This window comes from Christensenella timonensis (assembly GCF_900087015.1).
GTDB lineage: Bacteria > Bacillota > Clostridia > Christensenellales > Christensenellaceae > Christensenella > Christensenella timonensis.
Genome location: NZ_FLKP01000001.1, coordinates 65,549 through 91,677, shown reverse-complemented (window position 1 = coordinate 91,677; position 26,129 = coordinate 65,549). Strand labels below are relative to the sequence as shown.

The following is a 26,129-nucleotide window of genomic DNA, read 5'->3' as shown; positions in this document are numbered from 1 at the left end:
GCAACGGACTTCAAAAGACCTTGCAAACAATCTCAATCTGGCGATGGTTACTATTTATACTTTTCTTTTATTTTTTTGTTGTTTTGGTTGTTATAAGGGAGAAAAGCCCGGAAATAAGGGGTTTTTCCCGGCAACCGGCTCGGCAACGGGATAACAACAGGGGGTGCAACGGGCTGTCCTTTTCAGAATGGAAGCTCCATCTGTTCTGTGACCTCCACAAAACCGTCCATCGTTTTTTCAGACGGGTTGCCGGAGTCCGTTGCCGGGTTTTCACGCTCCCAGCCCTTTTGTCTGCCATATTCGGAAAACATTCTTGGGTTTGGGAAGTACCGCCAGCTGGAAATGCACTGGTTCATAATCTCGTTGATTTCCCGGATTTCCCATTGCTTCGGCTCGTCAAAAGCATGGTTCAAGGCTTCCTTATAGAGCTGCTTGGAGCAGACCATGCTCCCGGTGTATTTATCAAGATACGCCTGTATCATCCCGGCTTTGGTGTCCTCCGGCATAAAATCCCGCTGGTGTTCTTTGAGATACCGCTGCATGGCGGGGCTGAAAGCCAGCTTGAACCTGCCGCTTTTATAAATCTCCATCGCTTCCGCCCACATCTGCCCGATATAGGCTCTGGAAGCGGCTTCATCCTCCAAAATGTGAACTTCCGCCTGCTCCGGGTACACCATGACCGGGATAAAGCGGCGGTTGCCGGAACGGTCAAGGGGCAGGAAGTCAAGGGCATTGGAAGTGCCGCCAAACACGCACTGACGGGGGCGGTCTGCCGGGTGGGTTTCATAAGGTATCTTGTAGACCTCTTTCTGCCGGCTTAAAAATGACTTGATTTCCTCAATGCTCTTGGCGTTGGAGGTTGCCATCATTTCCGACATTTCAATAATCCAGTGACCTTGCAGCTTGCGGTACACATTGTCATCGTCCAGCTTCCGCAAATCATCGGAGAACCACTCGTCCCGGACTGCCAGCAGCCGGAAGAAGGTGGACTTTCCAGCCCCCTGACCGCCTACCAGACAGAGCATGATTTCAAACTTGCACCCCGGCTGAAAGGCTCGTGAGATTGCACCCAGCAGGAACAGCTTCAACGCTTCATAGGTGTAATCGTCTGCGTCAGCCCCCAGAAAGTGCCGCAGGCAGAAGCGGATTCGCTCTGTCCCGTCCCACACAAGGGTATTGAGATAGTCCCGGATGGGATGGTACTTGTTTTCATTCGCCACAATCCCGATGGCGTTATCAATCTTTTTCTCATTGGTAAGCCCGTAGGTTTCTTCCAGATAAAGAAGCAGATACTTCATGTCCGTATCGTTCAGGGCGGTGCTTTCTCTGTGAAAACCGATGGGCTTTATGATGTCCTTGCGGTCAGTCAGGATGTTGTATGCGATAGCCCCTGAAAGCAGAGGGTCACGTTGGAATACGGTCAGGCAGTTCCGTATGCTCTGACGGACACCGCCTTTCTCGGTGGTTTCCAGCCCCGCCTTGATTTCCTCAACGCTCTGGGGCGGCTGCATGGCGTTCATAGTGTTTTTTAGTTCTTGCTGCGTCTGCGGCTGCAAGTTCTGCCATTCGCTGTTCAAGCTGTATCACATCCTTTCCGTAGTCCGTAATCAAATCCGCTTTTTCCTCTGTTTCCCCGAACAGCAGCACATCCAGCAGATATTCCACTTGGGCTTGCTTCTGTAAGGCTTCCACAAACCGGGGATGAAAGGCTTCCTCCGGGGAGTGCGGGGCGTAGTCCGTTCTCCATGCCATCAGCAGATGGAGATAATCGGCAAGAATACGGAAGCAGCGATTCTTTGCTTCCTGAAACTGTTCCTCCGGGGATTTCTGCCGGGTCTTGGGCTTTTTTACCTTTCCCGGCGGTTTCCAGTCCTCATAGGAAAGCCCGAAGTCCTGTGCCAGCTGTACGGCGGCTTCTTTCTTTCCCAGCCCATACAGGGCGGCGGCAAAATCAATCACATCCCCATCCGCACCGCAGCCGAAGCAATGGTAACGCCGATCCAGCTTCATGCTTGGGGTTTTATCGTTATGGAACGGGCAGCAAGCCATCCCGTTCCGACCTACATGGATTCCATAATACTCCGCAGCCTGTCTTGTTGTGACGGACTGCTTCACAGCTTCGAATACATTCAAATCTATCCCTCCTTGAAAATAAGAAAAGCACCTGACATTCTCTAATTGAAAATGGCAAGTGCCTGTTAAAGTTCCATATCCTGTTGTCTGTGTTTCTCCTGTGCCGGGGCGGTTCTTTGTGCTTTTTTCTCGTCAGTCTTATCCTGCAAGACTTCTTTGATGGGCTGCTTCTTGGGCGGCTCTTTGCTTTCCTCTGTGCCGGGTGTGGCTTTCCGTACCCAGTAGCGGATGTCCCGCAGCTTCTTCAAATCCTCCTGTACCTCGGTCAGTGGTACTTTCAGCTCTGCGATTTCGCTGAGAAGCGTTTCCTGCTCCTGTTGCAACTCATTTTTCGTTTTATCCTTATCGTCCGGGTGCTTGGCAAGGTAGTCAGCGGCTTTCTCATACCGGGCAACCTCCGGGTGTTCCTGTTTGAATTTCCCCTTTATTTTCTTAAAAAATATCTTCTGGTACTTCTCATAGACAGCCTTACATTCCTTGCAGTCTGTCCGGCTGGCAAGAATCCCGTCAATCACTTTGCTCCGGGCTTCCTTTGGCTTCATCTGATTGCGGTAATCTGCGGCTGATTTCCCGGAAGATTCCAGAAACGCTTCTAAGTCCTCCACAGTGGAAAGCCCCTTTTGCCGGAGATAGGACAGGGCTTCGCTGACTGCCTTTAAGTCCTGTGAAGTTCCCCGGTTCTGTCCAGCCCTTGTCCAGTCCTTCCGTTCTTCCTTTCGTATCTCCATATACTTCATCAGCAGATTGGGAAGAAGTGTCGCTTCCTCCGCCGCCTTTTGTGCAAGCAGCTCCTTCCGTTTTTCTCCCAGCTCGGTAATCCAGCCTTTGAGGTTTTGGATAAGCTGCCGGATGGACTTCATCAGGCGGTTGGCGGCTCTGATTTCCCGGTTCAGGTTGCCGATATTCGTCTGGATACCTCGCTTTTCCATCTGCCGGACAGCAGTCCCCTCATGGACAGTGGGGACTATATCAAGCCCCTGTCTGGCATAGGAACGCAAGTCCACACGCTCCGGGCGGTCATTGGCGTCCAGATAGCGGTTCTGGATAACCTCCCATTCATGCCGCCAGATTTCACAATACTTCTGGTCGTTCCAGTCCACCGTATCCTCCTTGTGGCTTTTCCACCTGCCGGACGGCAGCTTTATCCGTTCCCCATTCTCGTCAAGGTCATAAACCTTGCGGCTCTTGGGAAGCCATTTTCCATGTTCATCCATTGCCCGCATGGTCAGCAGGACATGGGCGTGGGGATTGTGTCCCGGCGGATGGGGGTCATGGATGGCAAAATCAGCAATCATGCCTTTGGAAACAAACTGCTGTTCACAAAACTCCCGTACAAGGACAGCGTACTGGTCGGGCGGTATCTCTCTGGGAATGGTAAGCACCCACCGCCTTGCAAGCTGGGAGTTCCATTGCTTTTCCACCGCTTCGGCGGCATTCCATAAAGTATTGCGGTCTGCATATTCCTGTGGAGCATTTGCCGGGAGCAGGATTTCATTGTGGACGATACCACGCTTTTCCGGGTAGTGCTTTACTTGCTGGTCGTATTCACAGAACAGCTTTTCGCCGCTTTGGTAAGCAGCGGCGGCAACCGCAGACTGCCGCTGGCTGCGCTGAACAATCGTGATTTCGTTGTGTGGACAAGGCATTTCGTGTCCCTCCTTTCGCTAATTGGTGGATGGGGTGGCGTTTTACCACCTCATTTTGGGCAGAAAAAAAGCAGGAGACCTTTTTCAGATTTCCTGCTCGGTGTGCCACTGTGTGAGCGGCGGGTATTTAGTTGTAAAAGTTCGGGACAAGTTGACCCGATGTAAAGCTAACAAACTGGAATTGCACCAAAACAATCTAAGACAACAACGCTGCCCTACTTACGATTTTTTCTTGTACTGCGGAAACAGTTTCTTGAATGGAATAAGTGGTCGTATCTATAACATTCGATTCATATATTCCCAGATTGCAAAATTGCTCCCACATGGTTTCTACCAATTCGATATTTGTCTTTCGGTCTAACTTTGAGCGTTCAACAGCTCGCTTCAAGGTTTCTTCCTTACTTGCCCTTAAAATAATATAATGCACCTCATAATGTTCCCGAACAAGACTTTGCCACGGCTTTAAAAACCACGGTCCGATAATACCGTCAACAATTACATCATATCCACCACGAGCATATCGCTTCGCAGCTTCTAAAAACGCTTCAATGACAATCAAATTTTGCTCATTTGATTCCGGCAAATGCGGTGGTATTGCCCCTTTACTCAAATAATGATAAAAGTCATCTGTGTGCATATGCACAGACTTTTCCAAATCTGATTCTTTTGCAACAGCAGATGCCGTTGTAGTTTTTCCTGTCCCCGGCGCACCTGTGATTACAATAATTCTACCTTGATTCATCTATATTTTACCTCCACAAATTACGATTTTCTTAATTCTACAAACTGGAATTTGAGTCTCTGTAAAGCTGGAATTAACCCATACAATTATTTTAATTTAGAGGTTCTTACGCAATTATCCGTATTTTGTAATTTTTCAATACTGGAATGCCAGTGTAAATCAGCATTCTCCATTTTTATTAAAGCGAAAAACGTAAAATTGCGGAAGAACCAATTTAGATATTCACAATTTTACTTGCCACAGTATCTCGAAAAACACTGTCATGTTCTACCAGGAGCATGGTCGGGGCAAACTCCGTTATGAGTTGTTCAATCTGCATACGTGAGTACACATCAATAAAGTTGAGCGGTTCATCCCATACATACAAGTGTGCCTTTTCACAAAGGCTTTTCGCAATTAGGACTTTCTTCTTTTGCCCGCCAGAAAAGTCTTTAATATCCTTTTCAAACTGTACACGCTCAAAGTCCATTTTCCTAAGAATTGCCTTGAACAAACTTTCATCAAGGTTGTTTTCTTCTGCAAACTCGGAAAGGGTTCCACATAAATACGATGTATCCTGTGGCACATAAGAAATTACAAGCCCAGAGCCAAGTGTTACTGTACCCGTATAATCTATGGACTGCCCGACTACCAACTTTAACAGGCTACTTTTGCCACTGCCGTTCTTTCCATCAAGCACAATGCGTTCTCCCTGTCTTATTTCAAACGAAACGGGTTCACAAACTGAAATGCCATCATAATAAACTACTACATTCGATAATGATGCAAGCAAATCTGTATGGTAATTAAGCGGTTGTATCTTGAGGGCTTCTGCGGTTTCCATATTTTTCAGCAATGCTGATTTTTGTTCGATTGTCTGTTGTTGTCTCGCTTCTATAGATTTTGAACGCTTCATCATTTTGGCGGCTTTATGACCGACATAACCTTTATCTGCTGCCCCAATTTTGGAAGCTTCTACACGTTCAGACCATACTGCAGCGCGTTTTGCCGACTGCTGTAATCGTCTGATGTCCTTTTGCAAACGTTCGTTCTGAGCCAGTTCAAATTCTTGCTGTCGCTCAAAATTTGACATCCATGATGAAAAGTTTCCTCTTTGCACTTCGATATTCGCTCGGTTAATCGATAGAATATAGTCAACACAATCGTCAAGAAAGCGACGATCGTGAGAAACTAAGATGAATCCCTTTTTCTTTTTCAGATATGCCGCCACACTTTTTCTCGCTTTGGCATCCAAATGGTTGGTAGGTTCATCAATCAGTAGGAAATGCCCTTCATTAAGAAAAAGAGCGGCAATCAAAACCTTTGTCTGCTCTCCGTTGGAAAGTGTTTCAAAAGGTCGCCAAAGCACATCGACATCAACATCAAGATAAGAAAGTTCTCGCATAAGTTCCCATTCTTCCGCAAGTGGGCAAATCTCCTGCAATATATCCTCTGTAATACGATTCTTATCTGAAACGGGATAAGGAAAATAATCAAACTGTACGGATGATAGGATTTTTCCACTATACTCATATTTCCCAAGCAGAAGATTCAGAAAGGTTGTTTTACCTCGTCCGTTTCTGCCCACAAAACCAAGCTTCCAATCGGTATCAACCTGGAAACTGACATTTTCAAAAACATTATCATAACTTGTCGGATATGAAAACGTAAGGTTTTCAATTTTAATCATTGACATAAATATTATCCTCCTTTGCATGTCATACGATACAAAGTCGGTTCGGTGAATGTTTACTACGTATAGATTTCACCAAAAGGAACCGACACTATACGGAGTGAATCATGTGTAACTATCTGTTCTGCACTATTCATAAAGCACCTCCAAAACAAAATAAGAGCCACAAGAAAGTTTATCCTTGCAGCTCGTCATAGCATAAAATAACACCACTAAGCAAAAGTGGCAACAGCACTATATTGAGTAAGATAGACATATAACTTTCTTGCAATAGACACAATAATGCCAAAGTATAGCACTACCGCATATTTTGATTTTATTTGCAAGAAAAGTTAATCATCTTCCCACCTCTTTCTAAATTTCAAAATATTATACCATAAATCGCAGGCAAATACAAGTGGTTATAAAAATTTAACAAATCGCTTATAATACAATCATATAACTTTACGCATTCCTTACTGACCGTAAAATTCCGATTTATTGCTGACTTTATTATACTTTATTGCCTATCGAAAAGATAGCATATTTTATGAAACTTGTCGGCTGGGAACAGCTTGCAGCGCAAGGTCTCCCCAGATGGCAAGTCCACAAAAGGGTAGCTGGCGGCAGCCAGCGCAGGGGAAGCGTAGCGTCCCCTGTTTGATTTGGAGCAGACCATGACTGCGGAAAATCACAGCCCCCCGGCGAGGAGCCTTCGGAGAACGCAATGCACCAACCTCTGGGTGGTGTATAATTGCGCCCTTAGTAAACTAAGGGGTTTCCGGCTTCTCACGTTCCAGCAGTTTCTTCAATAGTTCCTGCGTGTCCTGCCTGTGAAAAATGAGTGTCAACAACAGCATGACATCATCATCTGTCAGGCGTTCCGGCTCTTGCAGAAAACTTTCCAGCATACCGCCACGAGTACAGAGCCGGTGTGTCCGTTCTTTTCGGGTAAGCTGCTTTAGCTGGTGCTGCAATGCCTTTTCATCATTGATGGCTTTCCGCAGTTTCTTTTCACTCTTTTCCAACTCTCGGTTGAGCTTTTCCAGCTTTGAGGTATCAGGCAAGGGCAGCGTCCTCCTTTCCCGGTATCAGCACATAAATCCTGTTTGGTTCTCCAACGCCCTGACGCACTCGCATGATCAGTCCGGCGGTTTCCAGTTCATTCAGAGAACGCTTGACCGTCATGGGGCTGCGGGACAGGACTGCGGCAATGGCTGTGACAGGGAAGCAGATAAACAGGATTCCGTTCTCGTCCTCCTGTCCGTTGGATAGCATAGCGTCCAACATCCGGCAGTACATGACCTTTGCGGTGCTGCTGACTGGAAATCCTGTCAACGCTCTGGGAAAGGGCATACAGGGCGGCAACGGTGTGCCTATCGTCATAAATTCAAAATTCATTCGGTGTGTTCCTCCTTTTTCTTTGCTCTTTTGGATAAATAACGGGGGCAGTCAACCACAACCGCCCGGAAGCTCTGCTTGCACCCATGCTTGCATTTCCGGCATAATTCGTTGTAAGTGACACGCCCCCGGTCATTGAGGTAAAAAGAAAGCTCATGCTTCCTCTTTTTGCTCATTCTCGGCATATTGCGTTTCCTCCCGTTTTAGTGTATAGTTTCGGGGCGATTTTCGGCAAAATTACGGTCATAGAGCCGTCTAAAATCTCCAGAAGTATCAGCAATAGGGTAGACTATCCCCCTATCAGATTGTCGTGTTTCGGTATCATTTCGGTATCAGTTCGCCAGTTCTCCCCGGTGTCGTTCCTCCCCTGAATCTCACAGCGGCGTATTGCTCCCTTTGGTACGCTCGTTTCGGTCAGGGTTCCTCCATATCCCTGCCAAAAGTCATGGCGCTACATCGCCGGGGAAGCATATCCCACACAGGCTGGTCATTCGATTGGAATAATCCATCGATGAACTACCTGTATCATAGAACATTTTTGTGCCCTGTGCCGTATGTCCACAAAGTAGGAATTAAGGGTAAAAATCAGAAATTTCCACGATTGCGGAAAGTATGATATAATCCAGTTAAGCGGCAGTAATGAAACCGCCGGAAAGGAGCGTGCGCCCATGAAAGGAGCGACAAGCATACAGGAACGCCTTTGGGAACTCCGCAAGGACAAAGGCTTAAATCTGGAAGAATTATCAGAGCTGACGGGCATTTCCAAATCAGCTCTTGGCAGTTATGAAAAAGAGGATTATAAGGAAATCAATCATGGCAACCTTATCACGCTGGCAGACTTCTATGGGGTTTCCGTTGATTATCTGCTGTGCCGGACAGAGAACCGGGAGCAGATCAACACGCCACTAACAGAGCTGCATTTGAATGATGAGATGGTGGCACTTCTGAAAGGCGGTCGGATTAACAACCGTCTGCTCTGTGAGCTTGCCACTCATAAGGACTTTATCAAGTTTCTTGCGGACATTGAGATTTATGTAGATGGGATTGCCACCATGCAGATTCAAAACCTCAACGCCCTTGTCGATACTGTCCGGCATGAAATCATTGAACGGTATCGCCCCGGCGAAGACGACCCGCATTTGAAAGTGCTGCAAGCCGCCCATATCAGCGATGATGAATATTTCAGCCACATGGTTCTTGATGACCTCAATCTCATTATCCGGGATATTCGGGAAGCCCACAAAAAGGACAGCGAGAGTGCGCCCCAGACCACCGTTGCCGATGAATTGAAAGAAAATTTGGAAGCGGTTGAAAATTTCAAGGGCAGTCGGGATGAAAAGCTGGTTGTCCTTTACTGCAAGCAGCTCGGCATCAACTATAAAAATCTGTCAGACGAAGAATTTCGCTGGCTCATTCGGATTCTACAAAAATCAAAGAAAACAGGAACTCCTATCAGTCAAAGGAAAAAACGGTAAAGAAAAACCGCTGTTGCATGGTTGTGTTTGCTTCCATGTAGCAGCGGTTGGTGCTATACTTATTCAGTTAAAATTTCAAAGCGATAAAGTGGAATTTATCTTAGAAATTACAGCAATGTTATTTTGATAAACTTTCAAGAATTGAAATATCATGCTTATCTTTATCTCTTAATTCATAACCTGAATGGAAAACTCTTTGGCCTTTTAAGGATATACAAGGAATTGTTTTTCCTTCAAAAAAAGCACTACCAAAGTAATCTTTTTCAAACTCATACCAGCCACCCTCTAAATCAGCTTGTTTTGAAGTTCCGTCCTCACTTAAAACGAACGGGTGAATGTCTAAGTAACCAAGTTCATCACTATATAACTCTATTCTAACCGGTTTCCAGTCTGTATCAATTTTATAGCCCAGATTCAAAAGCACATTTAACAATTTTTCCGTATGTTGAGCATCAAAATTTATATCTATATCTCTATGAATTCTTGTTTGTTTACCAGCTAAAATATCTACACCCCATCCGCCATCCAACCAGTATGTAATTCCAGTATTTTCGAATAATTCTATTACTTTCATTAAATCTTCTTTTGTTGTTATTTCTTTTCTACCCATACAAAGTCTCCTTTACAACTTCTAATTTGTAATAATCATTCTACCATACCGTTATGAATAAATCATCTCATGTAAAACAATTTCTTCTGCCCGGTTGTGAATGTTATTGCAACGCTGCACCCATTCCATTTGACGGGTACGCTTCAATTCCTCGGTCACGCCCTCGGCAGCTTTCATCTGCTCCATGATGGTGTCTAACCGTTTCTGTGCCTGTTCGTTCAGGTCTGCAAGATATGTCCACAATTCCCCGGTCAGGGTCAATGTGTGTAATCTGGCTGGGCAGACTTCTCTTAAATATTCCCGGTGCATCCGTCCGTACTTTCCGATGGGGCGGTGTTCCTCCGGCAACTTCAAGTCCGGGATGTAGTAATCTCCAACAAGGATATAATCAATTCCGTTTTCTTTTATTCTTGGTTTCAATTCGCTCATGTTCCTTACCTCCTGTGGAAGCAGGCTCGTCTGGTACTAACTCAATCACATCGGTAATCTCACAATTCAGCGTTTCGCAGATACGGGCTAATGTATCCATGCTGATGTGCTTTCCCTCTTTGCTCATGTTGGCAATCATATTTGTTGTCATACCAGCGGCAAGCCTTAAATCCTCTTTTCTCATATCACGCTCTAACAGTGTGTGCCAGAGTGGTTTATAGCTGATGTGCATATTGTTTTCCTGCCTTTCTATCCATACCACCGGAGCGGCTGCCCCGGCAGGAACTTTTCTCTTATTATAGCACCAATCTTGTGAAATCACAATTTATTCTTGTAGCCTGCCGCTGATACCGTCTGGATTGGCTTTTCCTTTCTTTTTGTTCCCTTTAATTAGCCATGAACTGCTTAATCCCTTGTGATTTAGCGGCGGGATTGTCGTTGCCGTAGCCCTCTAAAAGATTGACAAGACCCCAAATTGCAAGACCCGCGCCCAGCGCGATTACAAGCATTTGCAATACCTTTACTGCTTCTGTAAAAAATTCCATATGTTTCATTCATCCTTTCATGAAATAGAAAAGGGGGCGTGATCTTCACGCCCCCATGTCGTATAGGTCAAACACTGTATCTGGCTTGACCCTTAACCTTGTGCTTAAAAACTGTTCAATGTTGAATGTGTTCCGCTCGTCGTAATCGGCAAGATATTTGTAATTCGGGTGTTTTGTAATATCGTACTTATCCGAATAAAACGGACGTACACCGCGCACTTGTAAAATACATTTCCCGCCGTCCATTACTGCAAGCTGATCTTTTGTCATCAACTCCTTTCCAATTTTTTGATAATTCAGTCCGTGGCTGATCTCGCGTCCTCTGTTTTCCGTTTCATTGAACAAGTCCACCGTTTCACGCCCCAATGCTTCGGAAATGTCTTTGATCGTGGACGGTTCCCGACCCCCTAAAAATAAGGTGCTGTCCATACTCGCTATGATCGTTTCCGCATTGTCCTTGTAGGTAGCCTTGCATTGCGAATAGGCTTGATAGATAGGACAAATGCTAATTCCGCGCGATCTTACCACACTTACAAGCCTTTCAAGCTGGTTAATTTTACCGATATTTCCCGCCTCGTCGATTAGACAGCGAACATGAATAGGAAGCCGCCCGCCGTATACGTCATCGGCTTTTTCGCACAACAAATTAAATAGCTGGGAAAAGATAAGAGCCGCCAAAAATGAAAATGTTCCGTCTGTATCGGACAGGATAATAAACAGGGCGGTCTTTTCGTCGCCCAGCGTGTCAAGCTCCAATTCATCATAAGCCATAACTTCGCGTAGCTCCGCAATGTCAAAGGGAGAAAGCCGCGCACCACATGAAACCAAAATACTTTTTGCGGTTTTTCCTGCCGCAAGTTTATATTTCTTGTATTGCCTGACCGCGAAATGCTCTGGGGCTTTTTCTTCCAGCCGATCAAACATTAAATCAACTGCATTTTTAAAATTCTCGTCATCCTCGCGCACTTCGGAAGCGTCTATCATTTCCAGCAGGGTAATCATATTTTGTTCTTCTGCCGGGGCTTCGTAATGGATATATCCGATTAAAGCCGTGTAATATAGCCGCTCTGCCTTAACCCAAAAATCCTCACCCGCTTTTTCTCCCTCGCCTTTGGTATTCTCAATGATCGTATTAACCAGTTTCAAAATGTCTTTTTCACTGTGAATGTAGGCAAACGGGTTATAGTGCATTGACTTTGAAAAATTGATCGTATTAAAAATCTTGATACGATACCCGGTCTGTTCAAGCATTTTTCCGCATTCAAGAATTACCGTTCCTTTGCTATCCGTCACAACATATGAACTGTGACATTGCATAAGGTATGAGGTAGGCACCCTGCGCCTTGCTGACTTTCATCAGTAGGTTTCAGGGAGCCGCCTCCCAAACCGGACGTACACCTCTCAGCGTATCCGGCTTTCCATGAATCACCTTGATTCTTTGGTTTCGTGTAAGAGTTCAAAGCAGTCAGGGCAGAGAGCCAGAGATTTTCTTCTCATTTTCAGCATTTTCTGCTCAAATATATCCCTGCCTTTCAGCGATTTCAGCGTTCTTACGTGGTGCATACATAAATAGTCTGCATGTTCCCCGCAAATCTCGCATACTCCGGCTTTTATGCGGTTTACTATCGTGTGCCTGCTGTCATATTTCCTATAACTCGGCATAACGTCTGCCACATTGTCATAGCCGTCGCTGTGCTTTCTGAATCCATCATGGTAAAATTCGCAGTATTTACGTCCCTTAGTTGTATCGTATGGGATTCTCAGTACTCCGTTTACCATGTGCCGCTTCTTAATAACACTGACATTCGTTCTGTGCTTTCCTGCCAGAGTTTTTAACATGCTGTACCGCACCATGTAGTAATACTTGTGCAATGCGCCTACGTTTTCTGCTATCCGATAGAAGTTATATAACCCTCGAATTTCGGAATTGAAAGTAGACACAATCTCTGCGTCGCTGCGGTTCATCAGGTCTTTCCTTGGCATAGGCCGCCACATTTCTTTGCCTGTGTCATTGTTGCGTTTCACCTGTATCGCTCCCCGTTCCATCGCTTTTTTAATCCATTTTTCTTTCGGCATATACAGGAATACTTTTCCATACCACACCCGTTTCATGTCGCCGTTTTTACAACGCTTCATGTTCTTGGAATGGATTACTTTGAAATCGTACCCCAGATAGCGTACCGGCTTACTGGAATGGGTGACTTTCGTCTTTTCCTCGGACATTTCCAAATGCAGTTTTTCTTGGAGAAAGATTTTTACATCTTCCTTGATTTTTTCTGCGTCCTTTTTGGAGCCGATAACGCCGATTACAAAATCATCGGCGTAACGGTTGTACTGGATTTTCTTGAAGCCTTCCTCAAACGGATTGTAATAGTGCTGATTCATCTTCTTCCTTCTGGAATCCTTAAATTCTTTTACCAGTTCAGGAGTTGATTTTTCTGCGCCCATTAACGCTTTACGTGCCTTTCTGTATCTCCGGGACGCCCGCTCGTATTCTCTGGTCGTCCTTCTGCGTTCTGGCTCGCAATCATACTTTTCTTTGTATTCCTGCATATAGTTGTCCAGTTCGCTGAGGTAGATGTTTGCACATATCGGACTGATACCGCTGCCCTGCGGAACACCGGAGTAGGTGCAGTTGTACTGCCATTGTTCCATATATCCGGCTTTCAGGAACTTCCAGATTAGACCGATAAAAGCCTCGTCTGAAATCCTTTTCCGCAGTAATTCAACCAACACATGATGGTCGAAGTTATCAAAGCACGCCTTAATGTCTCCCTCGACAATCCATGTAACACCTGTGAAGTTTTTCTTCACTTGCGTAAGTGCCGTGTGACAGCTTCTTTTTGGTCTGAAACCGTGTGAATTGTTGCTGAATGTCGGCTCATAGATTGCTTCAAGAATCATTCTGACCACTTCCTGCACTAACTTATCATCAGTAGAAGTGATTCCCAACGGGCGAAGTTTCCCGTTCTTTTTAGGAATGTACTTTCTTTTTGCAGGCTTTGGCTGATATGTCCTGTTGCGTATGGATTCAATAATCCGGTTAATTCTCGGCAGGCTCATGTTGTCCAGCGTCTGCCCGTCTACCCCCTGCGTCATGCTCCCCTGCGATTTCGCAATGTTCGCATATGCAAGGAGATAGAACTCTGGATTGTATAGGTTGCGATATAATCTTTCATATTTGTAGTTACTTACACTTGCCTTTTCTTCAAGGCTTTTCAAGACATGAATCGGATTTCTCATAGTGTCTCACACACCATCCTTTCTGTTTTGAAAATGATTCACTGTTCCCCTTTGCCATGTAGACGGCTTTCCCGTCCGCAGACTACTATGGGAACTCTGTTGCCATGGTGAATATTCAGAACCCCGCATTTCAGCGTTTTCATAGCCTTTCGGCATTTCACTTTAGGCAATCCCCGTTTAGTACGGTATAAACAAGCGTTCCACGTTGTCGGTATGTGACGTTCGCCTTTTTCCACTTTCCCGTGGCTGAACCTGCTCCGAGTATCAGCAGCCGCATAGCCAAACAATGCGACTGTCAGGAACACTGACGAGTACAACCTCTCTACGTCAGGGGTACGCTCTTGGTCCCGATTTCAGGCTGTCATTCAAGCAGTCTAGCTTCCATCCTCATACGTGGATTTTCATTCCGTCACGCCGGCGCTTCTGAGGCTTCAGCGCCCCGTGTCCTCCGTCATGCTATGGTCGCCCTCCGGTTTCCCTTTTGGGGTAAGACGGGGAATGATAGGTTGCGGCACAATGCCGCTTGATACTTTTACCTACTACTTGCTCAAGGTAGGATTTATACCGCCCTTACGGGCGCACTTGGTTTCAAAAAAAAGCGCGTTTTTCCGCTCCCGCTTCCACCATACACTACAACGTTTTTATTCCGCGCGTACTTCGGATTTTTAGGGCGGTCGTTAAGCGTTAAGCCCTCGGTCTGCGTCAATATGACATTCTTTCGGGGGGCAGCGTCCATGAACGGCTTAATATCTGCCGGGGTTCCCCAGCGGGCATTCCCGTATTCCTCGCCTTTGCGGTATTTCTTTGCGTTTTTTCTTTTTGCATATAGAACAAGCAGGAGAGCCGCCGAAACGATCACCGCAAATAGTAAATCCATGCCGTGTATACTGATTGGCGGGAAATCAAAAAGGTGCGGTAAATTCCGCACCGTGTTTGAGAGTTTGACCGCGCCCGTTCCGGCGGACAGGCGATAGACAAACCCTAGCTTATCCGCTATACAAAAAATAAGACTAAAAGGGAAAAGGAATAAGAGCCGCTTTTTTAGTCCGGGGGTAATCTTCATCGGTCACGCCCCCTATCCCGTTTGATCGTCTTTGTCTTGACGCGATTTTTAGCCTGTTCTTTGAATTTTTTAAGCTGCTCCCGGACAGAGGGGCGTTCCTGCTTCTTTAACTTTTTGGCTGTAAACTCGCGGAAAGCAGCTTGCAGGGAATCAGCGTCTTTTCCCTTGAAGAACACCAACCACCGGGGTGGATTAACGGATTTATCCTTTTTTATGGAATAATCAACACCATATTTCCTTGCCGGACAGTCGAATGCTCTAATATTTTTGTCCGTGATCTCTATGCTTTCAACATTCCCATTTGTCGCCGCTTTAAGATGTTTTAAGCTCTGTTTCCCTTTGTAAATCTCCTTTCCTTTGTTATTTTTTGTCTTGCCCTGCATTGATATAAAACGTCGCATTGCATCACGTATCATATCCGCTGTTATCTTTGTTCCCCGCAAAATAAAACCAACGGCTTTTTCATTTACGCTTTCTTGCAATCGTCATCACCGCCGCCCGTGTCCTCTTGTTCCTGCTGGGTCTTTCCCAGCGATTCAATACACATAATCATATAGCATCACTCCTTTACAAATACAAATCGTGGTTTACCTCGGCTCGGTAAAAGTTATCTATCGTCGCCGGGGCGTTAAACAATGCCGTCAAAAGATATCCTTTGATATTTCTGATCTTGGTTGTGTTGTTCCTCATGCAGCTTAAAACATATTCAACGTGCATGAATTTAAGTTGTAAAAACCTAGCTTTCACCAACTCGGCGGGCTTATCGTCCCCGGAAATCCGTATGCGGGCTTTTCCGCAGCACAACGTTTCAGTCATAAGCTCCACGATCTCGTTTACCTGTTCCGTGCCGTACCGTTCGCATAATGTCTCATATTCAATATTGGTGCATAGCTGCGCCCTGCAATTTTCAATCGCTTCGATCGCGCCAGTAGGGTTGATAGATTGATCTTTCTTTGATACCTCCGTTCTTAATTCTTGTATAATTGATTTCTTAGTATTTAATTGTGCGGGATTTTCCAGTATTGGTTTTCCCAATGCTGGGTTTTCCTGTACTGGATTACCCAAGACTGGATTTTCCAGTTTAGGCTGGGGCTGCTCTAATATCGTGTATTCTGTTTCCGCAAGCTGCCCTTGCGCGTTCCTTATCCTCTTGCGGATAACGTACCCGTTACGCTCCAATTCCCGCACTGTTGCCCTAATTGCGTCCACACCGTCACGGCATATAGCAGCAAGCCCCCTTGTGGTATAATCCCAATTATCTGGGAGAGATAGCATTAAGGACAAAAGCCCCTTTGCTTTGAGCGATAAGGCGGTGTTGCGTAAGTGGTGGTTTGCCGTGACGGTATAGTCCTTTGTACGCTCCACCCGGTATACTGCCAATAAATCAGCTCCTTTCCGTTTCTTTTTCTATCCGGTCTCGCGCCAAGTTGCAAAAATTTGGATTTAATTCAATTCCAATATATTGTCGCTCGGTACGAATCGCGGCAATGCCCGTTGTTCCGACCCCCAAAAAAGGGTCTAACACAATGCCGCCTTTCGGACATCCCGCAAGAATACAGGGGATTATGAGGTCTACAGGATAAGTCGCAAAATGCGCCCCTTTGTACGGTTTGGTCGGTATTGTCCACACGTCCCTGCAATTCCGCATAAGAGGCATCTTCAAACTGTCCCGCCGTGTTCGGAACAATCCTTGCATCGTTTGCCCTGGAATACCGTCCGAATATTTATTTTCACCTACTGCGCGTCTGTACCGCGCTACGGTGCTGGCTTTTACAGGCTGCTTTATAGCTTCGTGGTTAAAATAATACCGTGGAGATTTTGACAATAAGAAGATGTGTTCGTAAGAGCGGGCGGGGCGGTCTTTAACGCTCTCCGGCATTGCATTAGGTTTTTGCCACACAATATCAGAACGTAAAAACCAGCCTTTTTGTCGTAATGCAAACGCTAATTGCCACGGAATACCTATCATATCTTTCTGTTTAATTCCATTCCATAGTTTCGGCATTTTTACGGCTTTATTGTCTTTAGAATATTTGTAAGACTGTTTGCTTTTCTTTTTTGCTCCTGCTCCTTTCCCGCTACCAGCGTAACTATCTGCAATAATAATCCAAAGTGTGCCATTATCTCGCAATACCCGCCATACCTCCTGAAATACTTCCATTAGTTTTTGAATATATGAATCGGGGGATTGCTCTAACCCTATTTGTCCATTTACACCATAATCCCGCAAGCCGTAATACGGGGGGCTAGTGACACACATATCCGCACACCCTTTAGGTAGGGTTTTTAGCATTTTTATTGCGTCACCACATAAGATTTTATTCAAAACTGTTTTTATACTCCTTTCACGAAAAGGGGAGCGTAAACGCCCCCTTTAAAACATCTTTTTCTTTTTGCCTATAATCCAAATAGCAAGCATACCGCCGCCGATCACCGAAAGCAGGATATATAACAAAATATTTGTGTTGTCGCCCGTCTTTGGCGGACTTCCAGCTTGTCGGGGTAATTCCTCCGGGTTCTCTGGCTCCACGGGTACGGTCGGTATCTTCTCATTTACAATCGTGATTTCCACCGTTTCGCCGTCATGGATAGGTGAAAACTTATATTGTACTTCGTTGGGCTGGTAGCTTTCATCGGGGGGCTGTAATTCCTTGATGTAATAAAGAGCGTAGGGTAAGCCCGTGATTGTGTATTCGCCGTTTTCCGTGATCGTAAATTCTTGAAGCAACTCATCACCGTTTTTCGGGATTTCTGCGCTTGTTGTGGCGGTCGGCTCCGATGTTTCGGTCGCGGTGGGCGGGACTTCGGGCTGTCCGGCTATGTCTTTGATCTTGAAAAGACCAAACACCGCGCCGTTAAGCCTGTTACCCGCTTCGTCGGTTTTTACGATTTTAACACTCCCATGTAATAAGATATTTTCAAATTTTGCCGTTGCCGTCCCGCCGTGCGTCACTTCGACCGTTTGGCTCCCCGGTTCAATATATCCCACTGTGCGATCATTACGTACCTCGGTTATTTTGTAGCGACCCGCAAGAATCATCGGGACTTGTATTCCTCCTTTGCTATCCGTTTCAAAAATGCCCTCATATGGTACGCCCGTAAGTGATACGCCCGTGATCTTGAATGGTATACCCTCAACCTTTCCGTCCTCTGCGGTCTTAGTGATTTTGATACTGCCGTGCATCAACTCGTTCGGAATAGGTGCGCCGTCATTTACCGCTATTTCCACGGTCGGCGTTTCCATACCTGCATAATCAAAAACAAAATCATATTCCAAATCATTTAGCACGTACCCGTTACCCGCTTGCAGTTCCTTAATGTACCAACTGTAACCACAAGGCAAGTCCGTTTTGATTGTCGCGGCTCCGTTTTCGTCCAACTTGATTACTTCAAGAAGCGCGTCACTTTCCAGCAAAACCGCATCATCCGCGCCAATATCGTTTCGACTGAATAGACCCAGCACGATATCCGGGTAAGGGTTATACGTTTGATTTAGCGTGGTTTCGCAATCTTTTTTTAAGGTAACAACCGCTTTTTGCCGCGCGTTTGTGGTTTCTGCTTTGGTTGCTACAATCTGCGTTTCCTGATCTTCATATGTGATTTCAAACGGTATCGGGGTAGGGTCAAGCACCAGCGGGAACGGAACGGATTTTTCGATAAGCTGGTAGCTGCCAATATACAATAACTCGTTTGACGTTGCCCGTCCGTCCTCGCCTGTTGTGATCGTGTCCAAAATGTCCCCAGCGTTCGCCCTTGTCGTCCCGTCCGGGGTTATAATATCTTCTGCCGCCACAACGTCATACACCGTGTCAGAAATCCCAATAAGGGAATAAACAGGGCTGTAAATCGTGCCGTATTCCTCGTCCTCGGTTTGCGTAAATCCCGCTAGGCTTTCACCTTGTTTTAAAACTGTGATCGTGCCTTTCACGGGTTCGTTGTGACTTTCTACCTCCAATATTGCGGCGTGGTTTTCTGCCGTGATCGTAAATGGTATGGGGTCGGTGCTAATCGTGTACCCGTTGGGAGCTTCAACTTCGTATAGTTCAAAATCACCGGGTCGCAATGGTTCTGGAAGTACAAGAGAACCGTCAAGGGCTGTTGTGAATATGTCAATCTGGGTCGGCGTAGGGTAGTTGATGTTTTGGACAACCCAATTATCCGTACTATCCATAATTTTAAACTTCGTTTCAGCTTGTACGGGCTGCCCGGTTTCTGCGTCTCGTTTGATAATCTTTACTTCGCTGTTGTAGGCTTCATTTTCCAAAATATAGCGATAAATTTTGCCTTGTGTCGTGATCTCGATTTCAAACGGCTCTATCAGCTTATACCCTGCGTTTGCGTCGCTGGGGATTTCCTCGCACAAGTACCGCCCATATTTAAGCATGGGAGTAATGCAATAACCGTTTTCGTCGGTCTTAACCTTGCAAATCTCTTTTCCCGTGGAAACAAGGGACAGCTTAAATTCCACATTCGGCAAAGGCTGTTTTATCCCACCGTCGTCGCTGTCCCCGGTAAGCGGTACGTCCGCAAATTTTACAAATGCCGCCTGTCCCTTGATAACTGTATCGGTCACGCCCACATCAGCCCGTCCGATTTCTACGGTCTGCCCCGCAAAATCAGGCGTAACTGTGTAAGGATTTGAATTAAGATTATATCCTGTCGGCGGCTTCTTCTCGATTACTTTTACCGTCTGTAATGGAATGAGTTTACTGGTCGCCGTGCGTCCGCTTGCGACGATGTAATCTATAAGCCGTCCCGCGCTATCGTATAGGGCATATTCCGCGCCGTCAAGCGTCGCGTCCGTGTCCTTTGGCGTTCCCGTTTCTGCGTCTGATTTTGTCACAACAATGTTAAATTTCTTTAAGACGTTGGAAAATGTGACGTTGCTTGTTTGTCCTGGCAATACTCGGACGGTTTGCGCGGCGGGCTGCACATATCGGTTTGCTGTCCCAATCTCTGTAACCATATAGTCCAAATTTGCCAAAAGCCCCTCGGTCGTTATCTCTCCACCGCTCCCGGTCGTAACAGTTCGATCAACACCGTTGCCCGTTATGCGGAATTGCATTCCCGCAACCGCGCCGTCCTCGGAACGCTTCACAACTCGGATATTACCGATCTTTTCCGTTTTCAACTTAAAGGATGAAGTGACGGACATTGTTTCGCCGCCCTCTGATACAGGGGAAAGCGAAACAAGGTTTTGATATTTGCTATGAATCCAGTATTCCGGGGAACCGTTAATTATTGAGGGTAATTCGTCGGTCGGCAACTCTTTTGTTGCCGTTGCTTGCACATCATCAAACATATTTGCCGTGGAAATATGCAGCGTGTTTCCGCTGCGTGTGAAGTTCACGCCACTTGCAGAAAAATCATAATACCGCAACACGCCGTTAGCGTCGTTGATCGTCGTTTCAAAACGTTTGTTTACTGGATTATATTTTAATTCAATCTCGTTGCTGTCAAAACTAGGTTTCGTCGTGTAATTACTCACCATGTCGCGCAACTCATGGTAAATGTCTATTGCGGTTGGATTAGCTTCAAACATTTGATTGATAATATAATCCTCGTCGCTTTGGTCGTACTGCCCGGACGCAATAATCCAAATAAGACCCTGCGTCGCCATTGCGTTATCCAGCCAATCGCCGCCGTAAAGTGCGCCCGTATGATCGTTATACCCTAAGACCAGCGTTCGTTGAATTAGTTCCTTTTGCCAATCCGCAAGGTCGCTGTAATCGTCGGAACAATCATATTTACTGCCTTGCGCGACCGTCACGCCGTATTGTAGGCAATACGCAATTTTTGTGTCGCCCGCATCGGTCGTCATATGGAATGTAGACCATTCTTTATAATATCCGTCCGTCACGTTAAACGGGGGCGGGAAACTCGAACCGAACGTGTATTTATATTGACTATGATGTGTGTAATGGAATGTTGCCCCGCTATCCAGCGCGAACGCCGAAAGCGGAAAAGCCACAAGCACCGTTACAAGTAGTACAATAAAGGCAATTAGCCTTTGTCCTTTTTTCATGATTGGTTTTTGCTCCTTTCGTTTTGGGGTAAAAAAATACGCCTGTCAGAGACAGACGTTTAAAGTAAATGGGCTATGCTATTTCTTCGTCGCGTAGTTCTTGGATAACCTCGCCAAAATCCGCAAGGAATGAAAAAACGAAATATTCCAATGCTTGTGGGTGTGATGCTATCGGAACGGCTTCATCTGAAAACTGTAAGCCCATAAGACCATAAATAACGCGAATGAGGTTGAATAGCTGTTCTCTGTCTTGTTCTGTGTTCATATCTAAAAAGATATGAGTTAAGCGGTTGATCGTGTCCATGTCCCCGCCTGTGAACGTCCAAATTGTTTCAGCAAATGGTGGCGTGATAGCCCCCGAAACAAGATTGATCTTGTCTTTGCAAATCTCGCCGTCTTGCTGTATAATACCTTTAGCGATTAAAGGGTTTTCTTGCATCTTATTTTGCTCCTTTCTTCATACGAAGTTAGCTATTTAGCAGTTTTAAATTTGTTGCCGTGTTGCCCTTTTGTTGCCCGACCGTGTAAAGTAATGATTTAAGGCTTTATAACGTCTTATGTGAAGTTATTTAAGAATCCTTTAGATTAAAGGTTTTTCGGTAGTAAGATATGGTAGGTTTTGGAAAGATATAAGGGCTTATTTTGAAAAAATACCCCTCGAAATGCGTTTGCCTTAACGGGCACGTGGGTTCGAATCCCACCCTCTCCGCCATAATGAAAAGTCCATACTTAGTATGGTCTTTTTATTATGTTAAAAAGATGAGAACCCACGTGGGTCCTGTGAATACAAGCCGAAGGCTCAGTATGCGCTATCCCACCTTTTCCTATCTACGATAGGCAACCAAAGAAAGCAGGTATAAACAATGGGAACGGTCGGAATTGTTGTCAACCCATACTCCGGGAAGGATGTCAGGCGCATCGTGTCCTATGCGACGTCGTTTGACAACCAGGAGAAAATCAGCATTACCAGGCGGATATTGTCCGGGATATGCGAGCTTGGCGATCATCGAATTTACATGATGCCGGACGACAACCGCCTAAGCTATGACGCTTTGGACGGCATGAGCAACCCGGAGGTGCGAAAGAGAGTAACGATCCCCGATACGTTTGTTTCCGGCAGTGCAAAGGACACCAGCAGGTTTGTAAAATATGTTACGGAAGAAGAGCGGGCGGATGTCGTCATTGCCCTCGGGGGCGACGGGACAAGCAGGGTTGCGGCCAAGACGATCGGCGATGTGCCGCTGATCCCTGTCTCAACAGGCACGAACAATGTATACCCGGCGTTCATAGAAGGAACGGCCGTAGCGATGGCGGCTTCTGCGATCGCAGGAAATATTCTCAAGCGGGAAGAATTTTTGCATGGCAAGTTGATCGAAGTAAGCATCTCCAACGGCCAGCACGATATTGCGCTCGTGGATGCAGTCCTATCCAAAAAGAGTTATATCGGAGCGCGTGCAATCACGCAAGAAGAGGATATTGACGCGATCCTTGTGGCGCAGGCTCATCCGGCGAACATCGGGTTTTCCGGCCTGATCGGTTCGATTCATTCCGTGTCGCCTGAGGAAGATAGCGGAATATACGCAAAGCTTGACTGGCAGTGCAATACATACATCGCGGCAATCGCTACGGGTATGCTGACACGCTTTGGGGCAAGGGACATCCGCCGTGTGAAAATCGGGGAAGAGATCGTTTTGCAGCCGGGATATTTCGGCACAGTGGCGCTTGATGGCGAACGAGAAATGACCTTTGGGCCGGAAGATACAATGATCCTGAAAATAACGCGGAACGGCCCCCGCAAGGTAAATGTGAAAGAGGCGGTTCAAAAAGCGGCCGATTTGGGATATCTCCGTTCCCCGATGCGATAACTAAAAAAACAGCGGCCGCGTGGAAAAGAAAACAAGGAGGCAGGCATGTTCATCAGTGCGAGCAGGAGGACGGATATCCCCAGGTTCTTTTACGAATGGTTTCTAAACAGGCTGCGCGAGGGCTACGTACTGGTGCGCAACCCAATCAATCCGCAGCAGGTGAGCAGGATACGGCTGGATCCGGAGGTCTTGGACGCTATCATATTCTGGACCAAAGACCCCGCGCCGATGCTGGGAAAATTAAACGGGCTGGAGCCCTATCCGTACTACATTCAATTTACATTAAATCCGTATGGCAGCGACGTGGAGCACAGCCTGCCTCCCAAAAAAGAGCTGCTGCAAACCTTCCGGCAGCTGTCGGGAGAGCTGGGGCCGGAGCGTGTCGTATGGCGTTACAGTCCGGTGTTGTATACGCAGAAATATACTGCCGGATACCATTTGCGGGCCTTTGGCCGTTTGGCGGAGAAGCTGGACGGGCAGACCAGGCAATGCAAGCTCAGCTTCCTCGATCTGTATCCCAAAATCAAAAAGAGGATGCGCGAGATGGGCGTTGAAAACGGAGATATGCGGCAAAACATCGAATTGGCAAAGCAGTTTGCAGCGATCGGAAAGGAGCATGGGATTAAGGTCAGCGCCTGCGGCAACTTGGATATCCAGGCAGCGGGCATCCCGCCGGCGAAGTGCATCGACGACCGGTTGATCTCAAAATTGACAGGATATTCGTACCGGCTTAAGAAAGACCCGGGGCAAAGGGCCGACTGTTACTGCGCCGCCAGTATAGACATTGGGGCATACGATACCTGCGGCAACGGATGCCAGTATTGCTACGCCAATTTTTCGCAGGATTCTGTCAGGCGGAACATGCGGTCGTTCGACGTCCGTTCCCCCATGCTGTGCGACAGCGTGCAGCCGGGCGACAAGGTGAGTACGCGCAAGGTAGTTTCAAATAAAATCCTGCAGCGCAGCCTCTTTGACTAGAAGAGGATCAGGGCTGGATGCAGCTTTTAGCTGTGGCGGTACTGGAGCGGCGTCAGCGCATATTTCTCTTTGAATAATTTCCCAAAATAACTGGAGCTGGAAAAACCGCACGCCGTACAGATCTCGGCGATGCTGTCGCCTGTCTCCCTGAGCATTTTGGCAGCGTGCGCCAGGCGGTATTCATTGATATATTCGACCGGCTTTTTGTTGGTGAAGCGCCGGAAGCACCGGAAACAGGCGCTGCGGCTGATCCCAGTGTGTTTTGTGATGTCGTCGATGCTGATGTTCTCCGTATAATGTGCATGGATGTAGGAAAGGATATCCTTTGCCTTTCCTTCATACCTGTTTTGCGGGCCTGTTTGGGCAGGGGGCCCGCCGTGTTCGGCAATATAGCTTAGCAGGGTTTCCCACACTTGGATGAGAAGTCCAAGGCATTTCAGCTCATAACCGTACTGCGTATCGCGCAGGGCATAGACCTCCTGCAGGGAGGCGATCATTTTTTGCCCAAGGGCGTTGTGCTCAAGCTTGAAGCCATAAGAGGAACGCTCGAGGATGGGCTGGAAATATTTGCGGTAGACGGAATTGCGCGTATTGTCTGTAAAAAGCGTGGGCGGAAAAACGATGGTGAACATGACCGCGTCGTCGCAGCCCCCGCACTGCGTGGCCATATGCATCGTATTGGCGTTGACAAACACACAGTCGCCTTTCACAAGCTTCATATGGGAACCGTTGATGTAATAATCGAGCGCGCCCGAGAGCATGACCCCGAACTCAAACACATTGTGCCAATGGCAATTCAGCGTATGGTCGACCAACGCGCTGTATACGTCCGTCCATATGTCCACGGGAAAGGTGCTGTCCTTATAGTAGATCGCTTCCCTCAAATTATGGTCAACTTCAATTTTCCGCAGCTTCATAATAACACCTTTTGATACGATTATTATAAAATTTTGTATAATACTTATATACAAAGATTTAAATTGATACTATCATTGTATTATGAGGACGCACGAAAGTCAACGGATGCTAAAGTATGCCGTGTGTCCCATAAAGGAGCCTTTGCGATGGTAGTATTACTCGTTATTATTTATCTCGCTTTTATCAGCCTGGGCCTGCCGGATTCCCTTTTGGGCAGCGCCTGGCCCGCCATGTATGAAGGATTTGGCGTAAGCATATCGAGCGCGGGAATCATATCCATGGTCGTTGCGGGCGGCACGATCATTTCCAGCCTCTTGAGTGACAGGCTGATCCGCAGGTTCGGGACAGGCCATATCACGCTGGTCAGCGTTTGTATGACAGCAGTGGCCCTCTTGGGGATTTCGCTGTCGGACAGTTTTATTGCCGTCTGCCTGTGGGCGATCCCGCTGGGACTGGGGGCAGGTTCTGTGGATGCTGCGCTGAACAACTTTGTCGCACTGCATTATAAAGCGGCGCACATGAACTGGCTGCACAGCTTCTGGGGGATCGGCACCATCATCGGCCCGCTGATCATCTCGTCGATCCTGATGCAATCGGGTACGTGGAACAGTGCTTACCGCCTGATCAGTATCCTCCAATTTGCCCTGGTCGCTATTTTGATCTTTTCGCTGCCCCTCTGGAAAAAAGCCGGGGGCTTTAAAACGGCAGAAAACCCAGCGCAGGAAGCCTCGCAAAAGGCCCCGGCCGGCATACGGAAAGCGATCGGGCTGCCCAAAGCAAAACCGACGCTCATCGCCTTTTTCTGTTATTCTTCCGTAGAACAAACGGTGATACTTTGGGGCAGCAGTTACCTTGTTGTGGTGCGGGGCATACAGGAAGACATTGCCGCAGGTTGGATTTCGCTGTTTTTTATCGGTATCACGCTGGGACGGATATTGTCCGGCTTCTTATCCATGAAATTGAGCCAAAAGCAGCTGATCCGGCTGGGGCAGCTGTTGATCGCCGTCGGGATCGCCATCCTGTTCCTGCCGTGGGGCGGAACGCTCATGATCGTGGCCTTGTTTTTGATCGGCCTGGGATGCGCGCCCATCTTCCCCAGTATGCTGCATGAAACGCCAAATACCTTTGGCAAGGTAAATTCACAGGCGCTGATGGGGATACAGATGGCCTGCGCTTACCTGGGCACGACCCTGATGCCTCCCTTGTTTGGCCTGTTGGCCGGGAAAACGGGTTACGAAGCTTTTCCGTTCTATCTGGGAGTATTCCTCATCCTGATGGTTTTGATGGTGAACAGGATCTATGCCAAAAGAAAAACGGATATACGGATTTAACTTCCTGTTATCAATAATCTTCACATCCAAACGTCCCGCCTGTCGGTTCAGGCGGGACGTTTGGATGAGCGGAA

At 46.9% G+C, this 26,129-nt stretch carries 24 protein-coding genes and 1 pseudogene; 4 read left to right on the top strand and 21 right to left on the bottom strand.

Going from position 1 to position 26,129, the window contains the following annotated elements; genetic code table 11:
• Nucleotides 1-182: 182 nt before the first annotated feature.
• The 8 genes from BN6471_RS00435 to BN6471_RS00400 all read right to left on the bottom strand — a co-directional run bounded on the left by BN6471_RS00435 (nucleotide 183) and on the right by BN6471_RS00400 (nucleotide 7,758).
• Nucleotides 183-1,520 (bottom strand): virulence-associated E family protein, encoded by a 1,338-nt coding sequence (locus BN6471_RS00435; protein ID WP_066644459.1) that lies wholly within the window; start codon nucleotides 1,518-1,520, stop codon nucleotides 183-185.
• Complete coding sequence (locus BN6471_RS00430) at nucleotides 1,489-2,133, bottom strand: CHC2 zinc finger domain-containing protein (RefSeq protein ID WP_002584324.1); 645 nt, start codon at nucleotides 2,131-2,133, stop codon at nucleotides 1,489-1,491. Before BN6471_RS00430 ends, BN6471_RS00435 begins: the two co-directional genes overlap by 32 nt.
• A gap of 65 nt (nucleotides 2,134-2,198) precedes the next feature.
• Nucleotides 2,199-3,779, bottom strand: coding sequence for a MobQ family relaxase (gene mobQ / locus BN6471_RS00425; RefSeq protein ID WP_002584325.1), 1,581 nt, complete (start codon nucleotides 3,777-3,779; stop codon nucleotides 2,199-2,201).
• Between the two features lie 196 nt (nucleotides 3,780-3,975).
• Nucleotides 3,976-4,521 (bottom strand): P-loop nucleotide/nucleoside kinase family protein, encoded by a 546-nt coding sequence (locus BN6471_RS00420; RefSeq protein ID WP_066644455.1) that lies wholly within the window; start codon nucleotides 4,519-4,521, stop codon nucleotides 3,976-3,978.
• 214 nt (nucleotides 4,522-4,735) lie between these two features.
• Entirely contained in the window at nucleotides 4,736-6,196 is a 1,461-nt protein-coding gene (locus BN6471_RS00415) for an Lsa family ABC-F type ribosomal protection protein (protein ID WP_002584327.1), read from the bottom strand.
• A 746-nt stretch (nucleotides 6,197-6,942) separates the two neighbouring features.
• Nucleotides 6,943-7,239, bottom strand: a complete 297-nt coding sequence (locus BN6471_RS00410) for a DUF3847 domain-containing protein (protein ID WP_002584328.1) — start codon at nucleotides 7,237-7,239, stop codon at nucleotides 6,943-6,945.
• Complete coding sequence (locus tag BN6471_RS00405) at nucleotides 7,232-7,573, bottom strand: DeoR family transcriptional regulator (RefSeq protein WP_002584329.1); 342 nt, start codon at nucleotides 7,571-7,573, stop codon at nucleotides 7,232-7,234. Before BN6471_RS00405 ends, BN6471_RS00410 begins: the two co-directional genes overlap by 8 nt.
• Nucleotides 7,570-7,758 carry a hypothetical protein gene (locus tag BN6471_RS00400; protein WP_002584330.1) on the bottom strand — a complete coding sequence of 63 codons (189 nt, stop codon included), beginning with the start codon at nucleotides 7,756-7,758 and terminating at the stop codon, nucleotides 7,570-7,572. The genes BN6471_RS00405 and BN6471_RS00400 overlap by 4 nt, the downstream gene beginning before the upstream one ends.
• A gap of 483 nt (nucleotides 7,759-8,241) precedes the next feature.
• Between BN6471_RS00400 and BN6471_RS00395 the strand changes: the two genes are divergently transcribed.
• Nucleotides 8,242-9,048 (top strand): helix-turn-helix domain-containing protein, encoded by an 807-nt coding sequence (locus BN6471_RS00395; RefSeq protein ID WP_002584331.1) that lies wholly within the window; start codon nucleotides 8,242-8,244, stop codon nucleotides 9,046-9,048.
• A 118-nt stretch (nucleotides 9,049-9,166) separates the two neighbouring features.
• Here BN6471_RS00395 and BN6471_RS00390 read toward each other — a convergent pair whose 3' ends face one another.
• The 12 genes and pseudogenes from BN6471_RS00390 to BN6471_RS00340 form a co-directional block, all read right to left on the bottom strand.
• Complete coding sequence (locus BN6471_RS00390; RefSeq protein ID WP_002584332.1) at nucleotides 9,167-9,658, bottom strand: nucleotidyltransferase domain-containing protein; 492 nt, start codon at nucleotides 9,656-9,658, stop codon at nucleotides 9,167-9,169.
• A 51-nt stretch (nucleotides 9,659-9,709) separates the two neighbouring features.
• Nucleotides 9,710-10,087: a TnpV protein gene (locus BN6471_RS00385; protein ID WP_002584333.1), complete on the bottom strand. Its 378-nt coding sequence runs from the start codon at nucleotides 10,085-10,087 to the stop codon at nucleotides 9,710-9,712.
• Nucleotides 10,047-10,409 carry a helix-turn-helix domain-containing protein gene (locus tag BN6471_RS00380; RefSeq protein WP_007887891.1) on the bottom strand — a complete coding sequence of 121 codons (363 nt, stop codon included), beginning with the start codon at nucleotides 10,407-10,409 and terminating at the stop codon, nucleotides 10,047-10,049. The genes BN6471_RS00385 and BN6471_RS00380 overlap by 41 nt, the downstream gene beginning before the upstream one ends.
• Nucleotides 10,410-10,473: 64 nt before the next feature.
• Nucleotides 10,474-10,632: a Maff2 family mobile element protein gene (locus tag BN6471_RS12415; RefSeq protein WP_074025736.1), complete on the bottom strand. Its 159-nt coding sequence runs from the start codon at nucleotides 10,630-10,632 to the stop codon at nucleotides 10,474-10,476.
• Nucleotides 10,633-10,677: 45 nt separating this feature from the next.
• Nucleotides 10,678-11,952 (bottom strand): annotated as a pseudogene (locus BN6471_RS00375) (VirD4-like conjugal transfer protein, CD1115 family); the annotation flags it as partial.
• 105 nt (nucleotides 11,953-12,057) lie between these two features.
• Complete coding sequence (locus tag BN6471_RS00370; protein WP_003504504.1) at nucleotides 12,058-13,875, bottom strand: reverse transcriptase domain-containing protein; 1,818 nt, start codon at nucleotides 13,873-13,875, stop codon at nucleotides 12,058-12,060.
• Nucleotides 13,876-14,434: 559 nt separating this feature from the next.
• The gene (locus BN6471_RS12795) at nucleotides 14,435-14,752 is read right to left on the bottom strand and encodes a hypothetical protein (RefSeq protein WP_147553956.1); all 318 of its coding nucleotides are present in this window, start codon (nucleotides 14,750-14,752) and stop codon (nucleotides 14,435-14,437) included.
• A gap of 182 nt (nucleotides 14,753-14,934) precedes the next feature.
• Nucleotides 14,935-15,420: a PcfB family protein gene (locus tag BN6471_RS00360; RefSeq protein ID WP_066522951.1), complete on the bottom strand. Its 486-nt coding sequence runs from the start codon at nucleotides 15,418-15,420 to the stop codon at nucleotides 14,935-14,937.
• Between the two features lie 85 nt (nucleotides 15,421-15,505).
• The gene (locus tag BN6471_RS00355; RefSeq protein WP_066644450.1) at nucleotides 15,506-16,318 is read right to left on the bottom strand and encodes a DUF6017 domain-containing protein; all 813 of its coding nucleotides are present in this window, start codon (nucleotides 16,316-16,318) and stop codon (nucleotides 15,506-15,508) included.
• A 4-nt stretch (nucleotides 16,319-16,322) separates the two neighbouring features.
• The gene (locus BN6471_RS00350; protein WP_066522991.1) at nucleotides 16,323-17,231 is read right to left on the bottom strand and encodes a DNA-methyltransferase; all 909 of its coding nucleotides are present in this window, start codon (nucleotides 17,229-17,231) and stop codon (nucleotides 16,323-16,325) included.
• 81 nt (nucleotides 17,232-17,312) lie between these two features.
• Complete coding sequence (locus BN6471_RS00345) at nucleotides 17,313-20,963, bottom strand: SpaA isopeptide-forming pilin-related protein (protein WP_066522949.1); 3,651 nt, start codon at nucleotides 20,961-20,963, stop codon at nucleotides 17,313-17,315.
• A 73-nt stretch (nucleotides 20,964-21,036) separates the two neighbouring features.
• Entirely contained in the window at nucleotides 21,037-21,402 is a 366-nt protein-coding gene (locus BN6471_RS00340) for a hypothetical protein (protein ID WP_066522947.1), read from the bottom strand.
• A gap of 424 nt (nucleotides 21,403-21,826) precedes the next feature.
• Between BN6471_RS00340 and BN6471_RS00335 the strand changes: the two genes are divergently transcribed.
• Both BN6471_RS00335 and BN6471_RS00330 read left to right on the top strand, forming a co-directional pair.
• Nucleotides 21,827-22,828: an NAD(+)/NADH kinase gene (locus tag BN6471_RS00335; RefSeq protein WP_066644448.1), complete on the top strand. Its 1,002-nt coding sequence runs from the start codon at nucleotides 21,827-21,829 to the stop codon at nucleotides 22,826-22,828.
• Nucleotides 22,829-22,873: 45 nt separating this feature from the next.
• The gene (locus tag BN6471_RS00330) at nucleotides 22,874-23,806 is read left to right on the top strand and encodes a DUF1848 domain-containing protein (protein WP_066644446.1); all 933 of its coding nucleotides are present in this window, start codon (nucleotides 22,874-22,876) and stop codon (nucleotides 23,804-23,806) included.
• Between the two features lie 26 nt (nucleotides 23,807-23,832).
• Here the strand turns inward: BN6471_RS00330 and BN6471_RS00325 are convergent, their stop codons facing one another.
• Nucleotides 23,833-24,723, bottom strand: coding sequence for an AraC family transcriptional regulator (locus BN6471_RS00325; RefSeq protein ID WP_066644444.1), 891 nt, complete (start codon nucleotides 24,721-24,723; stop codon nucleotides 23,833-23,835).
• Between the two features lie 147 nt (nucleotides 24,724-24,870).
• Between BN6471_RS00325 and BN6471_RS00320 the strand changes: the two genes are divergently transcribed.
• Nucleotides 24,871-26,055: an MFS transporter gene (locus BN6471_RS00320; protein WP_066644438.1), complete on the top strand. Its 1,185-nt coding sequence runs from the start codon at nucleotides 24,871-24,873 to the stop codon at nucleotides 26,053-26,055.
• Nucleotides 26,056-26,129: the final 74 nt, after the last annotated feature.